The 26,393-nt window shown below is 47.3% G+C and carries 13 protein-coding genes and 1 pseudogene; 5 read left to right on the forward strand and 9 right to left on the reverse strand.

All coding sequences use genetic code 11. The features are described 5' to 3' along the window. The first annotated feature begins 265 nt into the window (after positions 1-265). A complete protein-coding gene (locus M1K58_RS27280) occupies positions 266-1,999 on the forward strand; it encodes a methyl-accepting chemotaxis protein (protein ID WP_256762058.1) in 1,734 nt (577 codons plus the stop codon). Positions 2,000-2,097: 98 nt separating this feature from the next. On the opposite strand, the gene M1K58_RS27285 is transcribed toward M1K58_RS27280, so the two are convergent. The 6 genes and pseudogenes from M1K58_RS27285 to M1K58_RS27310 all read right to left on the reverse strand — a co-directional run bounded on the left by M1K58_RS27285 (position 2,098) and on the right by M1K58_RS27310 (position 12,037). Continuing rightward, on the reverse strand, positions 2,098-3,252 hold the full coding sequence (locus M1K58_RS27285; protein WP_256762059.1) for a response regulator: 1,155 nt from the start codon (positions 3,250-3,252) through the stop codon (positions 2,098-2,100). 224 nt (positions 3,253-3,476) lie between these two features. Further along, positions 3,477-3,791 (reverse strand): NHL repeat-containing protein, encoded by a 315-nt coding sequence (locus M1K58_RS29560; protein WP_306220734.1) that lies wholly within the window; start codon positions 3,789-3,791, stop codon positions 3,477-3,479. A gap of 287 nt (positions 3,792-4,078) precedes the next feature. Then, complete coding sequence (locus tag M1K58_RS27295; protein ID WP_256762060.1) at positions 4,079-5,998, reverse strand: S-layer homology domain-containing protein; 1,920 nt, start codon at positions 5,996-5,998, stop codon at positions 4,079-4,081. Positions 5,999-6,298: 300 nt separating this feature from the next. Beyond that, a pseudogene (locus M1K58_RS29780) lies at positions 6,299-7,264 on the reverse strand (cohesin domain-containing protein); the annotation flags it as partial. Positions 7,265-7,275: 11 nt separating this feature from the next. After that, positions 7,276-8,844, reverse strand: coding sequence for a dockerin type I domain-containing protein (locus tag M1K58_RS27305; RefSeq protein WP_256762062.1), 1,569 nt, complete (start codon positions 8,842-8,844; stop codon positions 7,276-7,278). Positions 8,845-8,998: 154 nt separating this feature from the next. Then, entirely contained in the window at positions 8,999-12,037 is a 3,039-nt protein-coding gene (locus tag M1K58_RS27310) for a hybrid sensor histidine kinase/response regulator (RefSeq protein ID WP_256762063.1), read from the reverse strand. 190 nt (positions 12,038-12,227) lie between these two features. Here M1K58_RS27310 and M1K58_RS27315 point away from each other — a divergent pair, with 190 nt between their 5' ends. Next, positions 12,228-12,596 (forward strand): hypothetical protein, encoded by a 369-nt coding sequence (locus M1K58_RS27315; protein WP_256762064.1) that lies wholly within the window; start codon positions 12,228-12,230, stop codon positions 12,594-12,596. A 71-nt stretch (positions 12,597-12,667) separates the two neighbouring features. On the opposite strand, the gene M1K58_RS27320 is transcribed toward M1K58_RS27315, so the two are convergent. Continuing rightward, positions 12,668-15,787 carry an alpha-mannosidase gene (locus tag M1K58_RS27320; protein WP_256762065.1) on the reverse strand — a complete coding sequence of 1,040 codons (3,120 nt, stop codon included), beginning with the start codon at positions 15,785-15,787 and terminating at the stop codon, positions 12,668-12,670. Positions 15,788-16,110: 323 nt separating this feature from the next. Here M1K58_RS27320 and M1K58_RS27325 point away from each other — a divergent pair, with 323 nt between their 5' ends. After that, the gene (locus tag M1K58_RS27325) at positions 16,111-16,536 is read left to right on the forward strand and encodes an S-layer homology domain-containing protein (protein WP_256762066.1); all 426 of its coding nucleotides are present in this window, start codon (positions 16,111-16,113) and stop codon (positions 16,534-16,536) included. Positions 16,537-17,221: 685 nt separating this feature from the next. Beyond that, positions 17,222-18,199 carry a tRNA dihydrouridine synthase gene (locus M1K58_RS27330; RefSeq protein WP_256762067.1) on the forward strand — a complete coding sequence of 326 codons (978 nt, stop codon included), beginning with the start codon at positions 17,222-17,224 and terminating at the stop codon, positions 18,197-18,199. A gap of 457 nt (positions 18,200-18,656) precedes the next feature. Here the strand turns inward: M1K58_RS27330 and M1K58_RS27335 are convergent, their stop codons facing one another. Next, entirely contained in the window at positions 18,657-22,655 is a 3,999-nt protein-coding gene (locus tag M1K58_RS27335) for an S-layer homology domain-containing protein (RefSeq protein ID WP_256762069.1), read from the reverse strand. Between the two features lie 562 nt (positions 22,656-23,217). Here M1K58_RS27335 and M1K58_RS27340 point away from each other — a divergent pair. Beyond that, positions 23,218-23,604, forward strand: a complete 387-nt coding sequence (locus M1K58_RS27340; protein ID WP_256762070.1) for a transposase — start codon at positions 23,218-23,220, stop codon at positions 23,602-23,604. Positions 23,605-23,670: 66 nt separating this feature from the next. On the opposite strand, the gene M1K58_RS27345 is transcribed toward M1K58_RS27340, so the two are convergent. After that, a partial coding sequence (locus M1K58_RS27345) for an InlB B-repeat-containing protein (RefSeq protein WP_256762071.1) occupies positions 23,671-26,393 on the reverse strand: 2,723 nt, incomplete at its 5' end.

Below are 26,393 nucleotides of genomic sequence, written 5' to 3' on the forward strand. Positions count from 1 at the left end.
GAATGACAATAATGATCGATTGCCCACGGTCGAGTATGAGGATAAATCCTCTTGCTCGACCGTTTTTTTACATATAACGTAAGTGAGTAAGAAGGCACAATTTGTTCTTATTTGGATCTTTTCAGGAATGTCAATTAACAAGAGATGAATCCTGTAATATTCACACAAAATTTGGATATGATCTCTGCTTTTGCATTCCTTCGGACCGATATAAAGATATATAATAAATACAATTATTCATAATTCACCCAAAGGGGAAACGCACATGCTAAACAACATTTCCATTCGAACAAAACTCCTCGTATTACTTCTTGTTCCCCTTATCTTATTTGCGATAACAGGGGTATATCTGCTGCAGCTTAACTCATCCAACATTAACAAATTAAATGCTGTACTTTATGAGACTAGTAACCAAGCGAGTTCACTCATTCTTAATGCTGACCGTGATATGTATCAGGCCTTCAGCAGCTATCAACGCACTCAGATGGACAATGTCTCTTCAACGGATAAAGAAGCAGCCATCACAGATTTCAATGATAATGTTAAACAGAGCAACGAGCGGATAGATAAGGCTCTTAGCATTGTGACGGATAAGCAATTAACGGGATTGACGCATGAAACGAGCCATAAATCTATTGCTACTATCATCCAAGATGTGGATCGGCTCTTTAATGTATGGGCCCAAAAGGCAGCCGATCAAATGGTCAAGGATTCATCTTCCCCTGAGCTGGAGAGTGCTTTGCGCTTAGAATTCGAGGAAGCACGCGGCAATATTAATGAATTCGGTGAAATTCTAGAAGTATACGCTACGGACGAGGTTACGCTTCTGAATAAAAATACAGACTCAACGAATACGATGACTTATACCATATTGATTATAGAATGGATCATACTCATCTCTTTTGGAGCTTTTCTAATCCGTAAGGTGAGTCTAACAGTCGCTTTAGTTCAGAGTAAAACGAAGCAGGTTTCTGTAGGTGACCTGAAATATACGCCTCAGGCCAAATACGATAAGGATGAGCTTGGTCAAATTTTGTTCTCTGTCGATAGTATGATTGGGAAAATGCGCGAGCTGATCGGTAGTATCGCCGACAATTCCCAGCAAGTCGCAGCCGCTTCATCAGAGCTATCCTATAGTGCACAAGAATCTTCAACTGCCGCGAGCCATATCGCTGAAAATATTCAGGAGGTTACTTCTCTTGTAGAGGTACAAGCCAATATTTCAGATGAAGCGAGTAAAGCAATGGATGAAATGTCTGTTGGCGTCCAGAAAATTGCCGAGAGTACAAATACGATTTCCGAGCACTCTCAACAAACCAATGAGCAGGCGGACCAAGGTGCTGAGATGCTACAAAATCTGAAGCTTCAAATGGAGCAAATGATGGGAACCCTACGCAAATTGGATCGTAGTGTAGCCATTCTTAATGATAAATCGGAGAAAATAGGCGAGATCACGGAAAACATTACGAACTTCGCTAATCAAACAGGCATTCTCTCCCTTAATGCTTCCATTGAAGCTGCAAGAGCCGGTGAGCATGGTAAAGGGTTCGCCGTTGTTGCTCAGGAAATTCGGAAGCTTGCGACTAATTCCCTTGAATCGGCACAGGGCATCAACGAGCTAATCGGGGACACTCGGAATGAGATCGATCAAGCATCCGAGTTTATGAGAACGACAGTCGCACAATTTGAGCAAGGAACTGAAATTATGGTAGATGTCGCGAATGGCTTTGATTCCATCGTGGAATCCATTAAGCAGGTGTCTTCACAAATTCACGATACCTCCGCTGTAACAGAGCAAATGTCGGCAAGCTCTGAAGAAGTATCCGCTAGTATGGAACAGTCCTCTTCCTCAGCAAGAGACATTGCCGGTAAAGCTCAGAATGTCGCAGCGGCTACAGAAGAGCAGCTAGCTCTCGTAGAGAACATCTCCCATGCCTCTGATCAGCTGCAAAGTATCGTAAGAAGCTTGGATGAGTCCGTACGTTTCTTCAAGCTATAATCCAATGCGCCATACCAAAAAGACGATGACCGCTCTGTATTAGCAACGGTCATCGTCTTTTCTGTACCCTAAAGCGAGTTATTCGCTCCATATACTCCCTAAGCACTAATCTCTTCGTAAAGCTGGATCGTTATCATTGAAGGCTTGATTTGCAATTCATCCAGTTTCTGTGTAAGCCTCCTGTACACAAGTAGAACCTGATCATTTCTCCCCAGCCTCTGGTAGCCTCTCATTAATAAGCGATAGGATTCCTCGTTGTAGGGAGAATAATCGATCGTCCTTAAAGCGATCTCTATCGCTTTATCGTATTCCTGCATCTTCAAATACGATTCCGCAAGCACAATTTGCCATTGCGCAGTCGAGTTATCTAGTAGCTCCGCTTCTTGCTCCGCCCAAACATAGTCTTCATCTGTCAGCAGCATGCCTTGATGATAAGTCAATGCCTTCTCGATGTCATGGGGAGTCAAATTGTCCGTACCCTTCAAGTTCTTCATCCATTTTTGATACTCCTTAACATCTACCTCAACTCGATCTGGATCGAGAAAATATCTTTCATTCTCATATCTAAGAATACCGCTAAGACCCAGCTGTTTGATATTTTTCCTGATAAGACTGATGCACGTATGTAAATAAACCTTAGCTTTATTGTAGTTATCATCAGGCCACAAATCTTCAATGATATGATCGCGATGCACACGAGAATCCCCATGTATCGCGAGATAAGCAAGGAGCTCTTTCTCCTTAGAGGTACGCCATTTCAGTCGTGGTCCTCCTTCGACTTCCACCAAATATTGGCCTAATAACCGAATACTCAATTTGGGTTCAGCATCCCTTGCCACCACTAGGGAATCTTCTTTCTTAGATTGTTCCTTAGAAAACATACCCAAATTCCCGATTTCTTTCCGTAATCTTGTGATTGTCTTGGAGAGCCTATCCAATTCAAGCGGCTTTAGAATATAATCTATCGCAGCCTGTTCGAAAGCAGAAATAGCGTATTGATCGTAAGCGGTAACGAAAATAATCTGTACATCGCTATTGTCGTTTCTTATGATTTCCGCGAGCTCTATACCGTTCATCTCCGGCATCTCGATATCTAGGAATAGAACGTCTGGCTTGAGAGCAAGTAATTGATGTAAAGCATCGAAACCGTTATTGGACCGACCGATGACCTCCACCCCGCCAATACGTTCAAGAAAGAGCTCAAGTATATTAAGCGCATGCTCTTCATCATCGACAATGAAAGCTTGAATCACTTTTTCCACCTACTTAATAGGAATATGTTTATTGGAGATTTATTTAATCCTATAGCTTAATTTAAGTATACTTCAACTTCATTTTACAAACTAACACTTAACAATTACTTAAAAATCTCACAGTAACGACAAACGACTCGCCCAGGTGATGGACGAGCCTTTCTTCCTTCACTTGTTTTACAATGAGACCTAGACCGGGTCGAGAACACAGACGATTGAGCCGTCTAATCAGTACCTTCATCGGCCGAATGATCTAAAGTAGCCGCTTGGATCGCCCCGTACGCCCAGTGTTTCTCAGGAACGTCGGTCCATAAGGTAGAAGCGTTCATCAGTAGCTCGCGACCAAGCACGCGGTGTTTAAACGTATCGGCCACGTATAGGTTTCCGTCCCGATGCATTCCAACCGAAGCGACAAACATTTGAATTCGATTGTTGTCCGTATCCGCAACATAAACGTTGCCGGCGGTATCGACCGCCACGGCCTGCGGACTATTGAACTCTCCTAGGCCAGTACCTGGGCCACCTGTTTGCGTATTCAAAAATCATGGCCCATATCCACGTTTTTTTAGACAATTGTTTCGCGTAATTCCACCTGTTTACAGTCATTCTGCTTAGTTCTCCCTTAGTTCTCCCTTAGTTCGCGTTAATCGCGATTATTCAACGCTATGCGACATTGCTCAATCCCATCTTAGCCAATGCCTCTTAACAAACGCTGAAACGAAGCTAGTCAGGCCAGAGAACAAAAAACGGATTCGGTTTAGCCACATTGGCGGCATTTCCGAATCCGTCTTGCCGTGATTACCCGTTTCTGGTTAAGTCGATTGCTCTATTCATTGCCGAGAGACTGTTCTCCGCCACCCAAGTTCCGGGTATAGCGGTGATCCGTGGACGCCTCCTGAATGTGTCCGAACGCCCAATGACTTACCTGAACGTCCTTCCAGGCGGCTTTCTCGCCCTTGAGCGGACCGCGATCCAGCACTCGGTTCAGAATGACGACCGCTTCTGCGCGCGTCAGCGAGTCGTTCGGACGGAACAGACCGCTTCCAGAGCCGGTCATGATGCCAGCTGCGCTTACTCGTCCGATTGCTCCAGTGGCCCAGTGGCCGGCTGTATCCTTGAACGACGCCTTCGCATCCACCGCTGCCGTTCCGTTCTTCAGCAAGCGATCAACGATCGCTGCCATCTCCGCGCGGGTTATCGATTTATCCGGCATGAAGCGGCCGTCTGAGCCTTGCATATAGCCCCGCGCCGTCGCTTGCGAGATCGCCTGCTTCGCCCATACGGCGGACGGCAGATCGGAGTAAGCTACATCTGCCGCTCTCACAGCAGCGCCCGGCATCGCTCTGGACAGCAGCGCCGCCATTTCCACCCGCCGAACCGCTTGGTTCGGACGGAACGTACCGTCACTGTACCCTTGAATGTAAGAGGTATGAGACGAGCTATCCACGCTCAACTTCACGATGGAGAAGGTACTGAACTTAGTGATCGTAAACCGAATGCCCGGCTTGTCCGTTCCGTTGTAGCCAACCAGTTCGCCCTTCACCCATTCCTTCGTACCGTCGCTGTGCTCGATGAAAACGCCCAGCTTCTCCAGCTCCGCCCTCGGCAAATCCTCGCCTACCGGCAGCTCCAGGGTCACCTCTCGGCTGCTCATGTTCGTCTCGATCGTCATCGGCCGACCAATCAATTGCAATCCGTCCGCCGTCGCTAGTCGGAGAAGCGTTGGCTCGCCTTTGAGGCGCTCTTCCACCTGCTTGCGTTCGACGGCTGCCTTGATCGGTACGATATGGAAATACACTTCCTCCTGTATGCCTTGCAAGGAGCGGCTTGGTATGAGAATGCCGCCGTTGTCGGTCCAGATCTGCAGATCAACGCCTTGCGCAGCAAACTGTTTCGCAGCCTCTGCCGACAGCTTGATATTCAAATCGGATACCTCGTCCTTAGCGTCGGGAATAACGATTTTGGCCGTAGATGAGCCGGCTTCCTTTAATTGCTTGACTGCCTGCTCCGCTTGCGCCAACGTCAGGATTACTTCGTCTTTCTTACGGCCGTCCGCAAGGGTCGTTCTTTCGATGGTCGTTCTGGCGACCACGCCGCCCTTGCCGCTGCCATCGCTGACTTCGACCGTTATTTTCTCCGTCGGCGTCGAAACGCCTCCGCCGCCTCCCGTTCTCGGCGCCGTCGGTATCGCAGCTTGCGATGCTGCAGACGGATCGGACATCCCGGTAGCATTCTGAGCAACAACCGTGAAGGTATAGGACGTACCGTTCGTCAGCCCAGTGATGACGGCCGACAGTTGGTCCCCGCCAACCGTGACAGAGATGTCTCCGGGATTAGACGTTACAATATAACGGTCTACTGGCGCCTCGTTCACATTAGCCGGCGCACCCAGAGTGACTTGTACTTGCCCGTTGCCTGGCACAACCGACAGAATAGTCGGAGCCAGCGGCTTCGCCACCGGACGAACCGTGCCGATCAGCGGCTCCGAATCTCCGACAACATTGACCGCATAGATACGAATCGTATACGTTTTTCCGTTAGCCAAGTGATCAAAGCTCGCGCTGTACACACTCTCACCGCTTTCCGGCACTTCCTTCGCTGCAACGATGTCGCCGTCCAGCACCGCTTCGACTCGGTACTTCAAAATCGGCACACCGATCGTACCGACCGGCTTCGCGAAGGAGATAACCGCAGTTCCGTTGCCTGGCGTGGCGTTGAAATTCGTCGGCGCTCCAGGAGCCGGCACAGGCGCGACCGCCTCCGAAGCCGGGCTCAGACCGGATGCGCCGGCAAGGTTGACCGACTTAACCGCAAATACGTAGGACGTACCGTTCGTCAGTCCCACTGCGGTATACGCATTGGTTCCGACCCCGTCGGCGATCTCTACCCAATCGGCGGCGTCGTCCGGCGCTGTTTCTCCCTGGTAAAGGTATACCTTATACGTTTCCGCCATCGGCACGGCCGGCCAGGTCAGCCCGACCTTGCCATCACCCGAAATCGCGGTGACCGATGCCGGCGCTGCGGGCGGAATCACAACGGAAACTTTGCCGTTTGCAACAGTCTTGTTCATCTCCACGGCATGCACGTCCGTAAACGTCAGCTCCCGCACGTCGTTCGGCGTCTCGACAGTCAGCGCGTGATCGCCGATCGGCGCGTCATCTTCAACTGCGAACTTGATCGTGAACAGGGTCTGAGCATCCCGAGAAGCCGGAATCGGGTTGTCTCCGCCCGTTAGATCCAGCCAAGAGACAATCAACCAGCCGTCGGTATTGTTATAGTTCGACATCAAGCCTTGTCCCACGATTCCATTGTAGCTTATCGCGGTTGGATCGAACTTGATCCGTATGCCGTAGGAGGCTACCGCCTTATCAAGCTTCAACGCCTTCACCGGCACGGAGACGATGCCTTCCTCCCCCGCCTTAATGGACGCCGAGCCGATTTCAATGTCCGCATTTCCTGGTGGAGACACGGTCACCTTCCCGCTCACGAGATCGGCGGATACCGGGTCGACGTCCTCGTAAAGCTGACCCTGAACGATCGTAAGGGTGGAATCGCCTGCCGGTGCGCCTTCCTTGATCTTGAACCGAAGCGTGAACAGCTCGCTGGAGTCCTCAATAAAATCGGTAAGCGTCAGCTTGAGCTTCAGACTTCCGGTTGTTGTCTTGTCTACGAGTAAAATCGCGTCGGAATCGATCGCTTGGACCGGCCGGCTAATGGCCGCTTCCTCTCCTGCCGCCGGTTCCAGCACGTTCGGATCGTAGTTAATCGTAGTGTCCGACCGGTAAACATACAGATCGGAGCTATTCGAGTCGAAGAAAACCGGTACATCGACATAAGCCCCCGGCGATCCTGCCACCGTGCCGACACGCACGGAGGGCGTGTCCGACGGAGCAGCGGACGCTTTCGGGAGTGCCGGCAGCAGTAGTACCAGCGCTAGCAACAAAGCGAGGATAGCGCTGAACTTGCCACGTAGTCCAGATTGGTTAGCATGAAAGTAGTTCAATGTATTCACCTCAAGGTTTCTTAGATTGCATTACCCATATAGATGTTCATGATCAAGGTAGCATCCGCTTCAGTCACTTCGCCGTTTTCATCCATGTCGAGCGCTTCGAGCTGGTCTGCCGTCAGCGTGACTTTCCCTTTCAGATACTTGGTGATGAGCAGCGCGTCCGCAGGCGTTACGGCTCCGTCCCCATTGGCGTCTCCCTTCAGCCGGATCATGATCTCGACCTTACCGGCCTTCTCGGAATACGCCCCGACGGAATTCATCGCCTGCCATTCGAAGAAGGTCGTGCCGCCCCAAGTCGCATCGGGCGTGAATGCCAAGCCGTTTAGCGAGGCTAGAGGAATCGATTGCCCGTCTTGAACGGGAACTCCCGAGAGGCTGAGCGTGCCGTGATCCGGCAGCGTAACGACGCGAATCTCCTTCATCGCGCTGCCTTTCGGATCGGAATAGCCGTTCAGGAAATCCGAGCCGCTCAGCACAAGCGCCTGCCCTTGCTTGCCGCGCTTAACGAACGAGCCCGCGGCAGGAGGATCCTGCGGCTTGTAGGTCAAGCCCAGCACTCGGTTAAAGGTGCCGGTGTCGTCAAGGTTAAGGACGATGATGCGATCCTGCGCCGCATCCGTTACGTACAGCTTATTATCCGGACCGACGACGATGGCGTGCGGCTCGCTGATACCGTAATCGTCGGTTAGGTTAAGCCAGGGCTGAAGCGTCGGACGATTGTAGTACGAAGCTCCACTATAGGAGGCGCGGTAAATTTTCGTCTCATTCATGACCACGTAAAACATTTCTCCGGCGAAATCTACCGCGATTTCCCCGGTCGAGTAGCCGTTTCCCGGGAACATGTTAAAGACGTCCTCCAGGTCGACGTAGTAACCTCCGGATTCCCACACTTTACCGTCTAAATGGATCGCAAATCCCGACTCTCCATGTCCGAATCCGGATCCGGAGCCGCCGGAAAGGCTCGATCCGCTCAGATCCAGTTTCAAAGTGCCTCTTGCATTCACCATACCGTAGGTCGTCGGAAAATTATTACCGGTTATCCCGTAGCTTTCGAAATGAAACTTGGCTTCTTTATAAACTTCTTGATTGTTCGGGTTAAATACCCGATGAACGATAAGACTCTTGATGTTCATAAGCTTCGGATAGTTTGGGATGGCGGTGACCATCCGACCGATCAAATCGATGGGATTACCCATCGCCTCCCCGTTATACTTCAACAGCGAAAGCGGTTCCCCATTCCGGTCGAACGAGTGAAGGCTCGCGGTCAAGCCCGATTCGGCTACGAAGAGGTTGCCGTCCTCATCGACGGCAATCGCCGTCGGATTGTTGACGGGAACAATCAAATTCGCCCTTCCATCGATATCCGTCCGAATGACCCGGTTATTGCCCGTGTCTGCGATGTACATCTCCGTTACGCCGTTGTACGTGTGAAATTCGATCTCCTGCGGCGACTTCAGCTGCAGCGGACCGACCTCGGCATACGCTTCGCGGGGCGGCAGCGACAGCGCCGCAAACAAGGCGACGACAAGAGTCGCCGCCGTCCACCTGGATATGCTCGTCAACACTCTCATTCCTGTTAGCATCTGGAAATTGTTCTCCTCCTTAAATCTAATTAAGACTTGTCGAACAGTGTAACAGGAGGCTCTTAACAAACACTTAACAAATACTAAAAATAGCCGTGCAACAACGACGAATAGCCCGTCCACGCAAATGGACGAGCCGCATAGAGAATAAAATCTACGAATACATTAAAGGAAGCCAGATCGTCACCTTCGTGCCCTTGCCCAGCTCGCTCTCCACTAGGGGCTGCTTACCGGTCAAATGGGCAACACGGCGCATAATGTTCCTAAACCCAACACCCTGCTCATTCATTCCTGGTCCCAATATTGACTTAATCTGTTCCGGTGTCATACCGATCCCGTCATCCTCCACGATGACTTGAACGAATTCGTCTTGCCTTTGGATGGTTAATCGAACTGTACCCCCACTTACCTTCTTTGATACCCCGTGTCGTATTGCATTCTCGACAAGCGGCTCAATCGTAAGCGGCATCACCTGAATACCGTATAGCTCCTTGTCAACATCGAACTCTACACGGATACGTTCCCCGAACCGCTCCTTCTCAATATCTGCATAGGCTTGTATGAGTTCCATTTCTTTGCTTAATCTAACTGTTTCTTCTGTATTGTCTAAATGGAAAATAATGCGTAAATACCTACTGAACGTCCCAAGCAACTCCCCTGCACGCACTCCATCTGTATAACAAAGGGACATAATCGTACCTAAAGCATTGTAGAGGAAATGAGGCTTAATCTGCGAACGAAGGAAAGCCATCTCATTAACAGCTGCCGCTTTGACCAATCGTTTCATGGATAGGAGCGTATTAATTCGTACACGAATTTCTCCCGCGTCTAGCGGCCTCGTGATAAAATCACTGCCACCCGCCGCAATCCCGAATTCGATGTCTGCAGGTGTGCTGCGCGCGCTAATAAACAGCACCGGCAATTCCACTTGTGTAAAGTGCTGTCGAATGCGGCGGCATAGCTCATAGCCATTCGTATCTGGAAGCATCACGTCCAGTAGCACAAGATCCGGTCGATCTAAGCGAGTAATTGCAGCATAAGACTCCGTATCTGTCCCTGCGCATATCACATCAAAGCCTTCCATGATGAGCATGCCATACAAATGCTCCACGTTTACTGGATCCGCTGAAGCGATGAGAATTTTGGAGGTTACTTTCTTCACTTTCTCTACCTCAACCCCCGCTTCTTGCTCCAACGGGAATAGCTCATCTTCCATGCCTGCAGCAACTTCCTCGAACCCATCCTCCAGAGCAGCTGGCAAGAAGATTTCCATGTTGCCCTCGCCTGCATCTAGAACGAATTCTCCTCCCATGAGCACGACTAGCTCATGGGCAACCGAAAGCCCTACTGCAAACCCGTTATCCTCTTCCTCATCTCTCGTGTTATCTCCATTATTCGTTTCTTGCAGGTTTGCAGTTTTCCCGATTTGAATAATGACGCCCGTCTCCGTACTTCTGCTATTAATAGAAACGACTCCATCGTGGATATGGATCAAGCTATGATTGATCACATTATATAACACTTGCATGAGGCGATTCTCATCCGCAAGGACGAATCTGGCCTCGGGAGTGATCCCGTGTACAAGCTGTGTATTCTTTCCCTTAGCGAGGAATCCGAACACCTCGAACACGATCAACACGCAGATGACGAGATCTACCCTTCTTACTTCTACTTCCAGCTTTCCATCCTTAATTCTAGCAACATCAATGATGTCCTTAACCATATTGGACATTCGGTAAGCCGTATTCCGTATGAGATTCAGCTTCTTCTTCATATCATTCTCGGTTGATCTTCTTAGAGGCTCCTTCAGAAGAGATTGTGATAGATTAATGATGCCATGCAACGGAGTATTCAATTCGTGAGAGGTTATGAGCAGGAATTCATCTTTCATCTGATCCGCCATCTGGAGCTGTCTAGTTAGCTTGGTCATGGAAGAATAGGCCCCAATGTATTGGTGAATGAGCAGCATGGAAATAAACACAACGAATAAGAGTACGGTTAGATTCGTTAGTATCATTGAAATGACGATCTGATTACTCAGAACGACAACAATTCCCGTTAACAATTGTGACCATATCGCCGCAAAATAAATCTGGAACTGCCGCTTGTCTAATCTACCGTACTGCCCATTCATATAGGACTTCATGAGATGAATGAATTGCACGATATACATTAACGTTATACCTAAATAAATAAAATCCTGCACCTGAGAGTAGATATGGAAAGGCAGTATCGCAATTCCGACGCAGTATGTAGACAGCAATACAGCGCTGATAAGAAGTAACTTGCGTATCAATGATTTTCCTAATAGATTCCTTGAAATTAGAAATTGCAATGCGGGTGGCATAAATACGGATATCGTCTTAATTTTGAAAGCGACCTCAAACGGGAGATTAGGGAGAAGCTGCAAAAACAATCTTTCGCCATTTGTAAGGACACTTATCGCATAGATGAAGAAAAATGCTGCCAGCAAAATTAACAATCTATTCCTATGAAACCATATGTATAGACTTATATTCAGCACACTGAACATCAGTACAATGATCGTTACCATCAATTCCAGACCAACCTGAATGCTCTTCTTCACCTCAATATCCTTCGCCAAACCGAAAAAGAGAGAATTCGATATCCCCCCACTCTTATAATCGAAATTTGTTGCCTGCAGCAATATTTCAACTTCGCTTCCCGTTGTATGAAAATATACCGTGTAAGGCGCATTCCTCGGCAAATAATCCTCTTCGGATTCCGCCGTCCGACCGGACTGTCCCATTAAAACCCCATTAACGTACAGCTTGTCCGCGAATCGTACATAATTTTTGGTAAGCGCCAATGATTGGTTCATTGGCGCATTCTTAATAAGAAGACGATAGGTTCCGAAGCCCATCCCCTTCATCGCAACGCCTTCGTCATCCTGCCAACCATCCCACTCCCCCGGCACTTGGATGAAACCTTTCTTAGCCTTCTGTTCAGCGAGATTCTCCGGAGTTAACAGCACATTCGGGTAAAACTCCCATTGTCCGTCTAACTTAAGGACGCCGTCTTCTTTGGAATCCCATTTACTCAAATCAAGCTCCCCCATGCTAACCCTTGGCGCAGCTTGCTCTATCTTCCCAGGCAGCCACATCGCAAACCCTACTATAACCGTCAGGAGGAAAAAACCTATCAGGAATCTATCTTTGATCCATTTTTTCATTCGTTCCCGACCTCCCATTTGCTCCCCAGTATTTTACCACTTGACTCTTAACAATTGCTGAAAAAAATTTAATAGGAGTGCTCCACCTAAAGTTTACCTAAAGAGATGCCACTCCACTTATTTGCTGGTATAATTATCAAAGTTTGTGTCGAAAAAACACATAAATTAAGCAGCCTATTAGGAGGACCAGATGAAAATTGACTTCAAGCAATGGGATATCGGCGGGAAAACGATCTTTTTATCAACATGTTTAGCTATTCTTTCTCTCTTTTTCAAGTGGGTCTCTTTCGCATTTTTCTCAGAAAATGGCTTTGGTCAGGGTGGAATCATTTTCTTGATTCTGTTCATTTACCCGGTCATCAAATTGCTGCAAGATAAACCCCTTAATAAAATGGTTGGTTACATTTGCGCGGGTCTGGGTGTTATTTGCGGTATATGGTATATCTCGTCTAAGACAACCGACTTTCTAGGAACGACGATTAATGCTGCTTCTACAGGCCCATACGTGTTTATCGCGGCGTGCGTATTGCTAGCATTCGGTATTTTCAAGAGACAGTAATTGAATTCGAACAACATGAATAAGGCTCCTCCTGATACGATAAAGTATCGGGAGGAGCCTTATTCGTTAGGTTAAACAATCTCCACAAGGAAGGTTTTAATCTCGTACGGCATAATCGTGAACTCGATCACAGGATTTGTCTTCGCTTCCCCAACTGGCCGCTCCATCAAATCGCATTCCTGCCAGGAGACGATTGACATACCGCTGGTCAACCTAACCTTTCCTCGGCTGCCAGAATAATCATGAAGACGAACGAGAAGCTTGTCACTATCTTCGGCCTTCTTCACAGCGTCAATCATGACGTTATTAGAAGATAACTCAAACAACGACGATGCTACTGTATCGGCTGAGCCTGCTCTAGATACGAGTGGATTATTAAGCGCCCACGCTTCTTTAACTGTGCTACCTGCATACCAATCTCCTTGATGCGGCAGTAAAGAATAAGTAAAATGATGCATGCCTTGATCCGCCTCAGGGTCTGGTTCAATCGCTGACTTGATCAAGGACAGCCGCATCGTATGATCTTTAATGTCATATCCGTACTTACAGTCATTTAGTAAGCTAACGCCATAGCCACGCTCAGACAGATCAGCCCATTGATGACCAACCGTTTCGAATCTCGCCCAATCCCAGCTTGTATTCCAATGCGTTGGACGTTTAACGTTACCAAACTGGATATCGTAAGTCGCCTCCGTCGCACGAACATCCACTGCAAAGGCCACCTTCAACAGCTGTTGCTGTTCATGCCAATCCACTTCAGTCTGGAAGTCGATCCGTCGGTTATTCGCATATACCCTCATCAGCTGTACAAGGGTAGAGCTTCCAAACTTCCATGTGAAGCGAACGGAGGCAGCCAGCAGCCCACAATCGACCAACTCCACGGAAAGTAGCTCGTTTACCTCGCGCATCTTCTGTTGGTAGTAGATATCAATATCCCAAGCATCGTACATAAGCGGCTTATCTTCAAACACCTGCAGCACATTGCCTTTCTCGCCTTTCGCTAGCACTTCCTTCTGATGATCAACATCCCATAGGCTAACAAGCTGGCCTACTTCATTCCACTCGATATGATAATGCGGAGTTTCAATTCCAGACGATGTTAGTCTAAAAGGAGCGGGTGCAGGTGCCTCAGCAGCCTTAGGCGAAAATTGAATCGTTGTATGTCCCAAGGACGGCGCTTGAACCTCAACTAACCAAGTATCCTCTGATTTCTGTGCCTTCAGTTCCTGTCCGTCGGTCGTTGTCCATACACCTGTGGATTTCTCGTCATTGAGGACGATTGAGAGTAGATCCTGCCTCATCCAAGGTGCTGAATTGAACACAGTCACCTGCCTTGAATCTGGTTGGACGATCGAGTCTGCAGCATGACGCCATGCCTCAAGAGCAATCGCTTCAGCTTCGGCATATTCAATCGTGCTATCCTCATATACCTCATGAATTGAGGAGCCTGGGATAATGTCGTGGAACTGGTTACGAAGAATGATTTTCCAGCCGGCATTCAGCTCTGATTGACGGTAAGAAGACCAGCTCCCCTTCAGCAAGCTGGCATAAGCGCTTAGCCATTCCGTCTCTCGGTAGGCAAGCTCCAGCTTACGGTTCATCCGTTTGTTGTAAGCTTGACTCGTATAAGTACCCCGGTGAAACTCTAGGTATAACTCACCATCCCAAGTGTGAACATATTGATCGGTATTGGCTACAGACTCCTGTAGACGCTGAAAATAGTCATTCGCAGTTCCCGTCTGTACATGAGGCAATCCTGGCATCTCATTTAACCGCCTACGCATTTCCAGCATCTCGCGGTTAACTCCACCACCACCATCCCCATAACCATACGAAAGCAATAGCTCCTCATTTATTTTTTTATCACGATACGTATCCCAAATCCCCTTGACCTTACTGGCTTCAATTGCCCCATTATAGGTGTAATACCAACCATCATCCCCATCAGGCGTCGTAATGAAATGCGTTAGCACCTCCGAGCCATCTATTCCACGCCACTGGAAAGTATCATGAGGCATCCGATTGAACTGATTCCAGCTAATCTTGGTCGTCATGAACGTATCAATACCTGATTTTTTCAGAATTTGCGGCAGTGCCCAGCTATATCCGAATACATCCGGCAACCATAAATAATTGCACTCCACTCCGAACTCATCTCTAAACAATCGAGTACCGAACAGCAACTGGCGAACGAGTGACTCACCCGATGTTAGATTACAATCCGCTTCTAACCACATGCCTCCGGCTGCTTCCCAACGTCCTTCACGCACACGCTCACGAATTTTGGCATAAATTTCGGGATAATCGCTTTTAATATATTCATAGAGCTGTGGCTGTGTTTGCAGAAACACATAATCCGGAAACATCTCCATCAGACGCAATACTGTTGAGAACGAACGCGCACATTTCTCACGTGTATGTTTCAGGCGCCACAGCCAAGCCACATCGATATGCGTATGCCCAATGCAGGTAACCGTAACTCTAGAATGCTTCTCTATCGCTTCAAGCTGCTCTATGAGTTGTTTACGCGCTTCATAAACAGAGGTGTAAAATAGATCCGAGCTCGGCTTCGACCAATCTAGCAGAAGTAAGGAGCGCTCCAATGCGTTAATTAATTGCACACGATCCGGATGATTGTCGTCTAATACTCCGATCGTGTCATATGCCGCCTTTGCCGTAAAATAGTAATCGTCAACCTGTTCGTCCAGCCAACAAATTTCCGCTAGCTGAATCATATGCCTTTGTGGCTTCGGTGGTCCTCCACCTTCTAGCCCCGACCACAAGCGAATATCCAGATGGATCTCATTTCCGGCAACCTCTTGCGAGAAAAACACTTCCTTATGGTTAGAATCGACCCCTTGATAGGCATTTCCATTCAAATATAACAGGGATTCGAACCCAGAATTGTTTCCACCCCCCGTTTTACCGAAATCAAACCTCCCAAGTATTTTTCGTCCGTTCCATTCGTTAGGAACAACAATCGAATGGGACAACCAAGCATACCGATCACGGCCGAGCCATGTGTCACCAGTTTGGATTGTCGCCCATTCCCCTTGTATAGGCGGCTTAGCCCCAATTTCCCCTGCTTCATCTTCCATCCAGCGAAATTGCTCAATGCTTATGGAATCACGATAACGAGTTTCAGATAATTCTTTTAGACGTGCTTTGATTTTAGATTCCGTCAACAGCATGATTAGTACCTCCTTCTAATTATCAACACGACTTACAAATTTCGCTAACTGCTTGTCCCCCCTAGATTACACAACTGGTTATTCGTTTATAATGCGCTTAAATGCCAGTGCGACTATAATATTGCGACACGCATATAAAAAACTGCTCAAGGTTCGATTAGAACACTTGAGCAGCCTTTAACCTCCGCCTCAGATTGGAAACGCTCCCCTTAAGTTCAATGTGAACTCCATGAGAAGCCTCTCGCTTAATATATAGGGGTCAAACGGGAATCTATTGCGGGTTGCTCCAAACCCTTCTTTCTCACCACGAGCATTTCGATAGATTGATCCACGCTACCGGCATCCCCCGTTCTGGCGAGCCGACTTCCATCTCCACCTGCAATGCCGGGGTTCGAGTGATCTATTCCAACATGCGTAGAACGTTCAAATATCCGACTCAAGGTTTTGCTGATGGCAGCTTCCAAGGAGACAGCTTAGTCACTCGTGAGCAAGCCATTGTCGTTCTTAATCGTATCGCCAAATTGACAGGTATCCGTGTTAAAGAAGATGCTGCGCTTTCTGCCCTGACCTCCTTTAGGGATGCAAGTCAAATTTCATCTTGGGCACATGATGATGTTGGAGAAGCAATCTCATCTGGAATCATTCAAGGTCGCAGCAATGGACAAATTGCCCCACAGGAATGGATGACAAGAGCAGAGCTCTCCGCGATTTTATATCGCTGGCTATTGCATACGGATCGCCAATCCTAATCCTTTTCAAGCTTCAACATACAAAAGGTGATGTCCCAAAAGTCAAACGGACATGAGATCCGTTATTTGAGATTTTAATAGGGTTTTGGGAGTGTAGCGGACATGAAAGCCGTTATATAGGGTTGAGAGCCCCATAATGCTGTGATTTATTGTAAATAACGGAACGAATGTCCGTAGCTCTCGAAAACAGAGGGGAAACATACATATAAGGGATCGTATGTCCATAAGTAAGGCCAAGCCCAAAACTGTAGTTTGCCTTGGCTATTTTACAGTTTTTGAGCATGTTGTGTTTCATGCGATGTAAGAAAGGAGCTGCTCAAAAGTTTGCGCTTTTGAGCAGCTCCTTTTTGCTTTTTCATTATGGACCTTAAGAGATCCAACCCTCTTACTTCTTATATTTAGCCTTAAAAACTACAATTACCCCACCAATACAAATCCCAACAATAGCCCAACCAGCAATAAACAATATCGAATCCATGATGTATACCCCTCTCAGTTGTAGATGTACAAAAAGATATTTTTCTATCATCTTAACATGGTTATATTGGCAACACTAAACTGAGACCCGTTTCGCTCACACAATTAATTCTGTGCATCAAACGTAAAGAAATGATACTATTTGTGATGGGTAAAGGACTTTGCTATAGCTAAAATCATTTTATATGTTGCAAAAGGAGCAGAAACAATGAGTAACGAACATAATTTTTGGCTTGATTTACCAAAGCCGTTTTTTATATTAGCACCAATGGAAGATGTCACAGATGTTGTATTTCGTCACGTCATTAGTGAAGCTGCAAAACCCGACGTATTTTTCACGGAATTCACAAATACAGAAAGTTATTGTCACCCTGAAGGAAGACACAGTGTACGTGGTCGGTTAACGTTCACAGAAGATGAGCAACCGATTGTCGCTCATATTTGGGGCAATAAACCAGCTTTTTTTGAACAGATGAGTATGGATATGAAAAAACTTGGTTTTCGTGGTATCGATTTAAACATGGGATGCCCAGTACAAAACGTCGCATCCAATGGAAAAGGTGCTGGATTAATTCAACATCCTGAAGTTGCGGCAGAAATTATTCAAGCAGCAAAAGCAGGTGGACTACCCGTTAGTGTTAAAACAAGATTGGGCTACCTTGATATTGACGAGTGGCGCGATTGGTTAGGACATTTATTAAAACAAGATATTGCGAATCTTTCCATTCACCTTCGTACAAAAAAAGAGATGAGTAAAGTAGATGCACACTGGGAACTCATCCCTGAAATAAAAAAATTACGAGATGAAATTGCTCCAAATACGTTGTTAACCATTAATGGAGATATTCCTGACCGCGCAACAGGCTTAAAATTAGTAGAACAATACGGCGTTGATGGTGTCATGATCGGCCGTGGCATTTTCACCAATCCATTTGCTTTTGAAAAAGAACCTAAAGAACATAGCGTGAAGGATTTTCTCAATTTACTACTTTTACAGTTGGATCTTCACGATAAATATTCAAAAGAAACCGAACCACGTCCATTTAAACCACTTCTTCGCTTTTTCAAAATCTATGTTCGTGGATTTAAAGGCGCAAGCGAACTAAGAAACCAATTAATGGATACCACATCAACAGATGAAGTACGTCGTTTAGTAAAACTTGTTTTTGATAAAGAAGTAGATTGAGGTATACCCACCTATGCATGATTAAAAAGACTTGCTGTTAAAGCAAGAGTCTTCTGAAGGAATAAAAATAATGAGAGACCTTTCATGAGCTCAATGAACTCATGAAAGGTCTCTCTAATCTAATCAACATATTGACTATTGTGTTAAAAGAAAAAGCCATAACGGGAATTGTTGATCGGCTAAAGAAAGGAGGATATTTGGAAGTATATAAAGATTCAAAGGATCGTAGAATTACCTGCGTCCTTTTGACAGAGAAAGGCAAGATTGCATTACAAACGCATAAATATTCTTGGGATAACACTTGCAAACACTTAGGAAATCTTTCACCGGCTAGATGATGCGTGCTTTGCTGGCACGCAAACACAAAAAACCACTCCCTAATCGTTCCTTAGGAAGTGGTCATTGCCTTACTTATTATGAATAGCTGTGACTACTTCACAAATCAAAGTCGAAATGATTAATTAATTAAGTTTGACTTGATCAGTAAATTTTGAATCGCCACTGCCGCTTCTGCATAAGTCAGATTCGACTTAGGTGAAATTGTCATTACACTTGTCCCATTAAATACATGTGCAGCAAGCACCTCTATCACTGATGGCTCAGCCCAACTGCTCACCTTACCATAGTCGGTGTAGGTGTTGTATATTGCTAGGTCTGTCCCGATCAATTTTGTAATCTTCATCGCTCTAGAGTACATAACCATAGCTTCTTCTCTTGTAATCTGCTGATCGAGCCTGAAGGTTCCATCCGAATATCCCGTTACAATACCATACTCGTTGGCTATGAGGATGGCCAACGCTCTGTCCCCTGTTACGCTGACATCCTTGAATGAATTTTGATGAGTTGAACCATCTCTGTACAAGCCCAATGCTCTGACAATATATTCTGCGAAATCCGCCCTGGTAATGGCTTTGTTGGGTTCAAACTTCTCAGGATTAAAGATAACGAGTCTCGAGGCCAGATCATTAACCGCGTCTTTGGCCCAGTGGTTTTCTACGGATTTCACAATAATTGGATTCCATATGACAGAGTAGCTAGAATTGGTCATGGAGTTCAGCTTAGCTTGCCACTTATTATCTTTCTGCAATACCTCTGTAGGCACATGGCTGTATGTTCCATCCGAGTTGAACACAATACCTGTTGTAATCTTGTTGGGGTCAACACCTTCCGGAATCTCCAATATCCTTTCTACGTAGTTGCTGAATCTTTTGATTACTACCTCTTCTGTTGTGCCATCTTTTTTTGTGACCTTGGCTACAATCTCGAATTCAACTGGCAGTAATATGAGCTCTGCACGATTGGACTGTGCAATCTCAGAATATTTGGCAGCCATAGATTTATCTACCTGGGCGATCCTCACTTCTATCCTGATATTTACAAGATTGTTTTCTGAGACACCCAAGCTTTCTGCAACCTTGCTTATTGTAAGTTCTTCAGCCGGAATCACATACTCTACATTGCCACGCTTGACAGAAATATTGAAATTGTTCGTTTCCAATTTCCTGATGATATCACCGGTCAGTACAACCTTGACCACCTCGGACTTGGTATCCGCAATGATCACTTGGATGACTTTGCTTACAGCATTTGCATTGTCATTTAATACTTCATCAATCTTGCTTTCAATGACTTTGTTATCCACCTCTACGATTTCGGTTGATTTATCGTCTTCAGTCGTATTGGTTAGCTTGCCTGCATTCTGTGCTTTACCGTTGACCATGACGATAACAGCATCTTGACTTGGTTGGGAAGGTGTATGTGAACCGCCTCCACCATTACTTCTAGCAGCCCTGGTCACCGTGATCGTATACGTCTTGATCGTGTTATCTAATGCGGTTACCACAACTGTAATCGTGTTACTTCCCACGCTCAATCCGATGGACCCCAATTGCTGTCCGCTTGTTACAGTGTTTCCGTTTACAGTGATGGTCGCATTCTCGTCAGCAGCAGTAGGACTTACGGTAATGCTGCTTACTTGGTTTTCTACGTTTACCGTATACGAGATTGTACCTGAATTAAAGGCAGGATTGAGAATGCCGTTACTTACCGAGAGTGCTGACAAATTAGCAACATTAGATAAAATCGTATATCTCTCACTCATTACATCACTGTTATCGAATCCTGCTTTCACCGCAATTGCTTTGATTGTTACAGCTTCGTTCACAGTGATGGGCCCGACATACAGAGTGCTCGCTGACGTCGGTGTACTTCCGTCCGTCGTATAATAAATGTCGGCTCCGGTCGTTTCGCCGCTTAAGGTTACGGTTGTTCCAGATGCGACTGCTCTACCTGAAGGGTTTGCTGTAACATTACCCGCCTTCGGCAATTGTTTTTTTAATACAGCCACATTGGTCTGTGCTATATCTGAGCTTATCGTCACGGCTTCATCGTGATGCCCCGCGGCTGTTAGAGTGGATGAACCTGCAGGCAGCCACATGACAGCTGTTCCATCGGATTGGGTAGCTGCATGGTAGGTGTAGTTTCCACCATGAGTTCCATCCACAGCAGACTGAATGGTTACAGCTACGACAGGTGTAACAGATATATTAAGCATGAATAGATCATCCCCGGCGGGAATATTCTTAATTGATCTCGGTTTCGTGCCTTCCATGACTACCGAGCTAATATTGCCGACTGCAATATAGACATCCTTGCCCATAATAGAAGCTCTTTGCGCTGAGACTCCCTGCCCTCCCCGGATATATACATCTCCGGCACTTTTTGCAATCGTGACGATATTGCCGTTCAGTGTGGAGCCGACAATTCCGGCCGCGCGCACCCCAACACCACCTAAATTTGTTTCTCCATTACCGCCCTTAACAGTCAAGTTGGCGCCGTTCTGAACCGTTATAGTCCCCGATCCGGCGTAAACCGCATGCGCTCCGTTTACTTTGCCGTGTCCGCCTTGTACGGACATGGTGCCGCCGGATACTATAAGATTCTTCGTACTAATGTAAATTCCCAAGCCGCCATTCGCCTTAGTACTGACACCGCCCTTAACCTCGACTTTCGAGTTCGTTATTGCTGTGTCTTCATAATAGTTAAAGATCGCTGCTCCACCGATTGCTTCAACACTGTTACCACCATTAGCATTGATGGTTGAATTCGTTATTGCTGTATCACCTTCTAACGTAAAGATACCGACTCCGCCGTTCTGTTTGTTACTGTCTCCCCCGTTAGCAGTAATCGTCGAATCTTTAATCGTCAGACTCGAAAATGCATAAATGGCATTTCCGCCCATCAAATGCTCCGCATTTCCTCCGTTTGCCGTAACTACACCCTTATTAATATGAATATTTCCGCCCTTGCTGTGGTCATTACCCATGAAGGAAGCCACTATTCCTTCACCTGCATTATAATTCGTACCATTACTGTATCCGCTCGTTGCTGTTACCGTTGCATCATCAATATAGATATTACCATACTCTACAGCAATAGCATCGCCACCAGATTGATTTAATGCTTTGCCGCCAGTTGCAATGACGTTTACTCCGCCTTTGATTGTCAAGCTCGCACTGACAGACTGAGCAAGTAATCGGATTCCTTTGCCTGCAACTGTAATATTATCGATGGAATCTCCACCCATTGTGGTTAATACCCCATTACCTTGTATCGTAACATCCTGACCGTACTCAGAAAGAATACCGTGTTGACTCGGACCTCCCTTTAATGAAACTTCACCACTAATATGGATTGTAGCTTTATTAGTATCCGTATCATTCTTAAGCAGCTTAATTGCGGACTGACCATTCGGAGCTTCGATGTTCAGATTATCTAAGTTCAACGTGATATCGTTGTACGCAACCACATACGTGTTGTTGCTAATTATGCTGGAATTGCCTTTAACCGTGACCGTCGAGTTGTCTGGTGAGAGAATCGCGATTTGAACCTCATGTGACGGCGCAGACAGAATCTCTAAACTATCACTGCCAGATAACTCAATCGTTTCATTACTACCTGTCCACCGATAGACGGCGTTGTTAATTGAATATTGAGGTTCTATTGGCGGTGATCCGCTGGCTGTTGTTACTGCGGCGTTCACTGTATAACTTACAGTAAAGCTTTGGGCTGTCACATTACTGCCCGAAACCGTTACCGTAGCTGCATATGTACCTACTGAAAGCCCTGTTACTGGCGCTACAGAAAACTGAGAGCTAGTGCCCGCCGCAATACTTGAAATGGCGGTTGTAGAAAGAGAGAAGGCCGACGGACTACTGCCGCTAAGTCCAATAGTCAGCGCGTCTGCCGATTCTGTCCCTGTACTGTTCACGGTTACGGAAAATGGAGCTTGTGTGTCATATCCCTCAGTTGCGTTATCAAAGGGGAAATTAGGGGGTGTCACTAGCTCAATGCTGGATGAAGACGGAGTCGCGCTCACAGGCAGTGATGTAAAAGGAAGCAGCGAAATGACCAGAACTGCCGCAAGGAAAGAACTAAACAATCTACGTTTTCTCATAAGTTTCTCTCCTCGAATTTGAAAGGTTGATAAAGTTTAGGTCTACTAGACTTCTATAGACCTAAGTTAAATTATAACAGTATCTCGACATTTATTGCTATTTTTTACTATATTCCTAAGCTTAAATTTTCGCTTCTTTGATTCATATATAAAATGCACAGGTTCTGCTAGAATTCTATGGCACCCGTACAAACAAACTAATGTGATGAACCAGTTTGTTTGCATAATAAAAATGCTTCTCAGCAAGTTCGATTTGAACTCGCGAGAAGCATTTTTATTATTCAATATGGTCAAAATGTGGTCAAATGACGCTTTCTAACTTAAGATTCCTTGCTGGGCAGGGATTTCAGGTCAGTTTTCCGCATGGAGCTTCAGTTCCATCGGCAATCGAGTCTACCGTTAAATCGCGGTCGCTCATCATCGAATTGCTTCGATAATGGCTTGATTACATCATGCCGCCCATGAGACAAATACATTTTTATGTGTATTTTGAGTCTTTATGTGGGTTATTTGTCCGATTCTCTTCAAAAGTTAGTTCGATATATCCGTGTGAGTATGATGTGTGGATAGAGTTTGTGGGCAAAATGTGGGCACGTTGTGGGCATGGAATTATTCAGGTATATGTTTCGTATGCGGGAATATTCTCTATTTGGTTCCCAAGCGCTGGGCGATTGAGACGTTCTTCAAGTGGATGAAGCAGCATGTTCGGATTAAATCCATTTACGGTACTAGTAAACAGGCTGTCACGAACCAAGTTTGGATGGCACTAATCGTTTTTTGCCTGCTGGTGCTTGTGAAGATGGAGACAGGGCCGGAGCGCAGTCTCCTTGAACTTTACCGATGGCTTAAAACACTTCTGAGGGAAAGCGCAGATGAATGGCTATTGCGTATTCGACGAAAGCCAGCTCGAGCATCGGCAAGAAGACGTAAGAAGCGTAAGGTTTACTAGAAAAAAGAGGGTATCCCTCCGGCGGCAATGCCTCCATTGGAATAACCTCTAGACTGGCTAACTTTATTATTTGCTGGCTTGCGCCAGCATCTTGAGTAGAACCGTGACTGCTTCCGCTCTCGTCGTGGTAGCATTCGCATCAAATTTATTGCCGTTCTTGCCTTGCATGACTCCGAGCTTGATCAGCTCCGCGATCGCGCCCTTCGCCCAATTCGGAATGCTCTTGTCGTCGGAAAATTCTGTTGCTATGCCCTTCTCGGCAACCAGCATCAGAGCGTTGGCTACAATCGACGCCATCTCAGCACGGGTCAGCGGAGCGTCCGGACGGAACGTTCCGTCCGAGAAGCCCTTGATGATGCTAGCTTGTACAGCTTGTGCCACTGCTTTCTGTGCCCAAGCCCCAATCTTCGCATTGTCGGCGAAGCTTAGCTCAGCTCCGTTACCCACTGGCTTCAGAGCATTTATCAACATCACCGCGAACTCCGCGCGAGTTACAATCGCATTCGGCTTAAACGTGCCGTCCGTGTAGCCTTGAACAATGCCTTGTTGGACTGCTTGCTTAATGTTAGCTTCCGCCCAGTGCCCGGCAATGTCGGAGAAGGTATTTGTCGGGTCGACAACCGTTGGCTCCTTGCCGACGACCAATACGGCATATTTGCCGGTCTTGCTCACATCTGCGGTGATCGTGCTTCCACTTGCCTTGCCACCGATCTCTACCCACGTTTTGGTCTTTTCATCGAAGAAATGGACTGAAGCGTGTTGTCCCTCAGGTACGAGTGCCGGATCGTATTTCAGGGTGATCTCAATCGGTTTCTTGAAGCCATCCTCTACGTTCCCCTTAAGATCGAACACAGGACCGGCCAATACTTCGCCATTCGGATTCAGTTTTGAGGTATCCGTTACTTGCTCCACTGTCAGCTTGAGCTCCTTGTCGCTTGCCCCAGCCGGTACGGTTACCGTAATCTCATCGCCCAGCTTGGTCTCTCCGCCGCTGCCTGCTGGGATCGTAAGCTTACCATCCGAAGTATTCGTCGTATTCTGCGCTCCCCCGCCACCACCGCCAACGCCACCGTTATTGGCAGGAGCTGTTGGCGTTACTTCATTGGACACGAAAGATAATGGACCGTATCCCGCCGCATTCTTCGCCTCGACGGTAAACGTATACTTCGTGCCGTTCGTCAAGCCCGACACGGTGATTGACGTAGAGGTTCCCGTCACCGTAATATTGCCCGGCGAAGCGGTGACTCTGTACTCGGTAATTGGGCTTCCTCCGTTATTCGTCGGAGCTGTAAAGCTGATTGTCGCGCTGCTGTTTCCAGCCGTCGCCGTTACGTTCGCTGGAGCCGCCGGGAAAGTTCTCGGCGTCGCGCTCGCTTCATTCGAAGCGATAGCCCCGACCTCATTGACCGCCTTGACGATAAAATAGTAGGGTATTCCGTTCGTCAATCCTGCCGCCTGATAGCTGTAAACCGAATTCGTCACGGAGATAGCCGATTGCGGATCATAATGGCCGGATGTCGAACTCATGAATACTTGATAGTCGTCGGCTCCCTCAATGCTTGTCCATTGAATCGTTACTGTCCCGTCTCCAGGGATCGCCGATTGAAGTGCCGGCGCGCCCGGCGGAAGCATCGTCCATTTCGCATAGAGATTTATGTTTCCGGTGATCGGCATCGCCGCAAAATCAAATCGGTTGTTCAGCCCCGTGTCCGTGTACCAGTCTTCAAAAGCATAGCCGCTTAAAGTCGGCGGCTGCGGTGCAATCGCATACCCGTTATACGGAACACTCTTGTTGCTTACCGCATCTCCTCCGTTGCTTTCGAAGCTTACGACATAGACGTTGCCCGCGAAGATCGCGGACACGTTGATCGGCCCCGTGACGTTCGAATCGGTACGCGTCGCATTCGTATTGTCATCACTCCACTTGACGAATGCATAGCCCGTATTCGCAACCGCCGTAACCGGACTGCCGTTGCCGCAATAATTAACCGTTTGCGGGGACGCACCCGAGATTGTTCCGTTCGTTCCCGCCGTATAGGTTAACGTGTACGGAATTGGAATCCACTTGGCATACAACGTGGTATTTTGCGTGATTGGCATGCCTGCGAAAATAAACGGCGTAGTTAGTGCCTGATCGCTGTACCAGCCACCGAAGGTATGACCCGTTAATAGCGGTAGACTGTTCGGCCCAGAGGCGAAATTGTTTTTGACCACGGTTTGGTCAGGCGGCACAGGTAATCCGCCATTAGTCTCATAGTGAACGGTGTAGACGTCCCGCTCGAAGTTCGCCGTCACGTTGATCGGCCCCGTGACGTTCAAATCAGTACGCGTCGCATTCGCATTGTTATCGCTCCACTGCACGAACCGATAGCCCGTGTCCGCAACCGCCGTAACCGAAGTGCCGTTGCTGCCATGAGTAACCGTCTGCGGCGACACGCCCGTGATTGTCCCATTCGCTCCCGCCGTGTAGATCAACATGAATGGTTGAGGAAACCACTTGGCATACAACGTGGTATTTTGCGTAATTGGCATGCCTGCGAAAATAAACGGCGTAGTTAGTGCCTGATCGCTGTACCAGCCACCGAAGGTATGACCCGTTAATAGCGGTAGACTGTTCGGCCCAGAGGCGAAATTGTTTTTGACCACGGTTTGGTCAGGCGGCACAGGTAATCCGCCATTAGTCTCATAGTGAACGGTGTAGACGTCCCGCTCGAAGTTCGCCGTCACGTTGATCGGCCCCGTGACGTTCAAATCAGTACGCGTCGCATTCGCATTGTTATCGCTCCACT

Source organism: Cohnella sp. WQ 127256 (assembly GCF_024519285.1).
GTDB lineage: Bacteria > Bacillota > Bacilli > Paenibacillales > Paenibacillaceae > Cohnella.